Source organism: Streptomyces sp. GbtcB7, from assembly GCF_019091445.1.
In the GTDB taxonomy this organism is placed as follows: Bacteria; Actinomycetota; Actinomycetes; order Streptomycetales; family Streptomycetaceae; genus Streptomyces; species Streptomyces mirabilis.
In genome coordinates this window covers 1-2,113 of record NZ_JAGXJM010000112.1, presented here as the reverse complement: position 1 = coordinate 2,113, position 2,113 = coordinate 1, and the positions used below count along the sequence as shown (strand labels likewise).

Annotated in this window: 3 protein-coding genes and 1 pseudogene; 2 read left to right on the top strand and 2 right to left on the bottom strand. The window is 66.0% G+C overall.

Going from position 1 to position 2,113, the window contains the following annotated elements:
• Positions 1-209, top strand: a pseudogene (locus tag KVT44_RS55405) (RNA-guided endonuclease TnpB family protein); the annotation flags it as partial.
• A 193-nt stretch (positions 210-402) separates the two neighbouring features.
• Positions 403-648: a hypothetical protein gene (locus KVT44_RS55400; RefSeq protein ID WP_217576819.1), complete on the top strand. Its 246-nt coding sequence runs from the start codon at positions 403-405 to the stop codon at positions 646-648.
• Positions 649-878: 230 nt separating this feature from the next.
• On the opposite strand, the gene KVT44_RS55395 is transcribed toward KVT44_RS55400, so the two are convergent.
• Both KVT44_RS55395 and KVT44_RS60455 read right to left on the bottom strand, forming a co-directional pair.
• Entirely contained in the window at positions 879-1,760 is an 882-nt protein-coding gene (locus KVT44_RS55395; protein ID WP_217576818.1) for an acyl-ACP thioesterase domain-containing protein, read from the bottom strand.
• A gap of 21 nt (positions 1,761-1,781) precedes the next feature.
• Positions 1,782-2,113 (bottom strand): cytochrome P450 (locus tag KVT44_RS60455; RefSeq protein ID WP_217576817.1); only part of this gene is annotated, 332 nt, incomplete at its 5' end.

Genomic DNA, 2,113 nt, shown 5'->3' with positions numbered 1-2,113 from the left:
ATGCCTCCACCGTCGCCTTCAACCGAGGCGTGAGGGACCGCAACGGTCTGCAGAAGGAGGTGTACGCGGACCTGAAGGCGGCCTTCGGGCTGTCCGCGCAGCCGGCGGTGCGGGCGGTGAAGAAGGTGGTCGACGCCTACGCCACCCTGCGGGCCAACCTGCGCGCCGGGAATCTGGGGCCCTCGACATCCCGGCGGACAGGTGCATGAGCTGCTGCACCAGGTCCAGGGGGTGCTGACACCGAGCGAACTCGATCTGGTACACGACGATGCCGTCATTTGGCATCGACATCCGCACCTCTGCTGATCACCAACTGCCTCCGGAACCAGTCGACCAACGCTGTTCCTGGAGATCGACGAAGTCACGCACGAGTTCACCGCTCGGGGCCGCCAGTCCGGCCAAATGAGAGCCGGCGCTGGAGTCCATCAGGTCGTCGATGGCCTTGGCGATGGCGCCCTCGGCAACGTGTTCGCGATCCAGCGGATCACCGCGGAGAACACCACCCTCAAGCAGCGCGCTCTTCAGCTCACCACCGACAACCGCACCTTGGAGGAACGCTTGAAGGCCGCGCGCGCCAACCTGCGCTTCCAAGACCGCCGCGTCGCCGGCCTGGAGGTCAAACTCGTCGATCCGACCGCGATCACCTGACCTCGACGCTCCACTTCGTCCGAACCTGCGGCCTGGCCCCTGGACCCGGCGGCCAGGCCGTGTCGGCGAACGACCGGTTCGCGGCACGAGAGTGCGTTCGGCGGTCGCGTGCTCAGCGGTATGACAGGACGTTTCTGATCGGCTGGCCAGCGACGATCTCTCTTGCCTGCGGCTTGATCGACTTGTGTTCTGGAACGGTGAGCGCGTACCGGTCATCAGCGACGGCGAATTCACGAGCTGATCCATTGGCGGGACCAGGCGAGTGCGGTGGCGGAAAGCTTGCCGCGTGGTGCGGCGGCGTCCGCGGTCCCCAGGCACTGTCCGCCGTCGAACAGCCCCAGTTCGTAGTGCACGGTGTGCTCGTCGTGTCCGCTGACGGCGATCCCGATGTCGTAGGAGCGAGGGTGAAGGACTTCGCCGAGGTAGGTCACGCGGTAGCGCCAAGGGAGGTATCGGGGGAGCTTCCTGGCAGCGTCGTCTCCCGGCAGACGGTGTGCATAAGACACGATCGCCTCGTCGTACCAGCCCAGTTGGGCGATGTAGTTGACGTGCCGGTTGAGGTCGACGTCCCCGACGCGGCTGTGGACGGTGGCAGCGGCCGGGTAGTACTGCCGCTTGCGGCGACGCGGGTCGGGTTTCGACGCGATTGCTGCACTGGTTTGAGGCAGTTGCAGCTCCTCAAGGTCGGCGCGCAATTCGTCCGGCAAGGTGATCGGCCCGGACTTGTCGGCGAGGACGATGGTGGCCTCAGCCGTGGCGACGAGGTGCCCGTCGACGAACATGCCTTGACCGTAGGTGTACGAGGACCGTTCGATCGCGCGGATACCGGTGCCGATCCGGACCGTCGCGCCGACCTTGCCGAACGCCGTCTGCCGTTTGACACGCTGGCCGACAAACAGGATCTGGTACGGCTTGAACCCGCCGTCAGCCGTGAGCTTGTCGAAGCGCGAGAAGCGCAGACCAACCCGGGGATGCTCGAACAGACGCGACAATGCCACCGTGCTTGTCGTGCCGTCCGGTGCGAGGTCGCCGAACCGTTGCACCACCTGCTGGTGGTCAGGAAAGTCGTTCTCGGCCAGTAGCGCGGCGTTGGACTGTTCGTCGATGGTCAACGGTTGTTCCTTTCAGGATGGTCACCAGGTTTTGGGCAGGGATCGCAGACCGTAGATCAGTGCCCGGTGCTTGAAGGCGGGTCTGGCGGCGGGGTCGGCGAGGCGCAACCCGGGGAACCGCTGCACCAATGCCGGAAGCGCCAGCTGTAGTTCGAGGCGAGCCAAAGTCGCGCCGAGGCAGTGGTGGATGCCGTGGCCGAAGGCAACATGCGGACAGCGGCCACGGGTGACGTCGAGGTCGTCTCCGCCATCCAGCAGCGCCGGAACGCGGTTCGCCGCGGGCAGCGAGGTAACCACGTGATCGCCACGCCGGACCAGGTGCCCGCCGATGATGGTGACCTCGACAGCTACCT